This is a genomic window from Streptomyces adelaidensis (assembly GCF_016598475.1).
Taxonomy (GTDB): Bacteria; Actinomycetota; Actinomycetes; order Streptomycetales; family Streptomycetaceae; genus Streptomyces; species Streptomyces adelaidensis.
Genome location: NZ_JAEMUX010000235.1, coordinates 1 through 1,392 on the forward strand (window position 1 = coordinate 1; position 1,392 = coordinate 1,392).

At 58.4% G+C, this 1,392-nt stretch carries 1 pseudogene; it reads left to right on the plus strand.

Features of this window, described 5'->3' with window-relative positions:
- Nucleotides 1–957 precede the first annotated feature (957 nt).
- Nucleotides 958–1,392 (plus strand): annotated as a pseudogene (locus I8N67_RS41530) (maturase); the annotation flags it as partial.

Here is a 1,392-nt window from a genome sequence, read left to right on the forward strand (position 1 = left end):
TAATGGCTCACCTGGATCTGAAAAGTGAAGGGAACCGTAGCATGTCAGGAAAGTATCGCTTGTGTTCAGGCGTATGAAGCAAGGCGATACGGGACCCGCGCGACATGGTTAAAGCTAGACTGCCTGTACCCCAATCTCCAGAAGGTGCAAAGGAGTCTCCCACCGGAAAGACGTCTGAAACCGGTGTCATGCCCTGTGCCGATATAACGTGAGGGTCGGCGCAACCTCCGGGGCGTGGAGCGACTCCCAATGAGGGAGTTCAAGGGGATGAGTGGGGGACCTAAATCGCGCTATGACGTATGACAGAGACGAACGTGGGATCACCTAAGGGGCGCGAGCCCTATGGTGACAGAGGCCTCGTAGTAGTCGTCGGATTAACGCCCGACCAAGGAGGACGGGAAGGCCGTCCGCAGGGCGAAGTTGCGCCGTCTAACTCGGCGTTGGATCACTCTCTCAGAGAGTAGAGGTTCGGAAGGAGAAGCCTCTGGACTACCCGCCTTACCTGGACGCGAAAGCGCGAGGGGACAACAGCATGGCGGGAAAGCGTGGAGCGTTGTGAAGGCGTTTATGGCGCTGCCGCGCAAGGTCCGTGTGATATGGCGAAGACCAGACTGTTTGAAGCCAAGTTCCCAGGGATGGAAATGTGCATCCTCCGACATACAACGTCCGGAGCGGAGCCATCAGCATCAGGCGAATCCCCTTTGCTTCGCCCCAACCCTTCCGGCTGATGGACGGTGGGCAACGAGCTCACTCAAGGGAACGGACAGGCCGCCTACGTCACGCTCGATACGTCCAACGCAAGAGGAATTCGGGATCACCTAAGGGGCGCGAGCCCTATGGTGACGGAGTGCCAGTAGTAGTCGTGGGAGTAACGCCCCACCAAGGAGAGCGGGAGAGCCGCTCACAGGGCCAAGTGGCACAGGTGTCCACGATATCCAGAGAGGCAAGGTACGCGTAATGCAGAGAGCCGAAGCCCTGATGGAGATCATCCACGAACGCGGCAAGAGAGGATTGCCACTGGAGAGGCTGTACCGGCACTTGTTCAACCCAGAGTTGTACTTGCGGGCCTACGGGAAGATCTACCGCAATGACGGCTCTATGACACCCGGCTCCACCCAGGAGACCGTGGACGGTATGAGTCTGAAGAAGATTCAGACGATCATCGATGCGCTGCGGTATGAGCGATATCGGTGGACCCCGGCGCGACGTGTATACATCGACAAGAAGGGATCGCCCGCAAAACGTCGGCCTTTAGGTCCGCCTTCATGGTCGGACAAACTGCTGCAAGAAGTGATCCGCTCCCTACTGGAAGCGTATTACGAGCCGCAGTTCTCCGACCGCTCCCACGGCTTCAGGCCAGGAAAAGGGTGCCACACTGCGCTCACGGAAGTC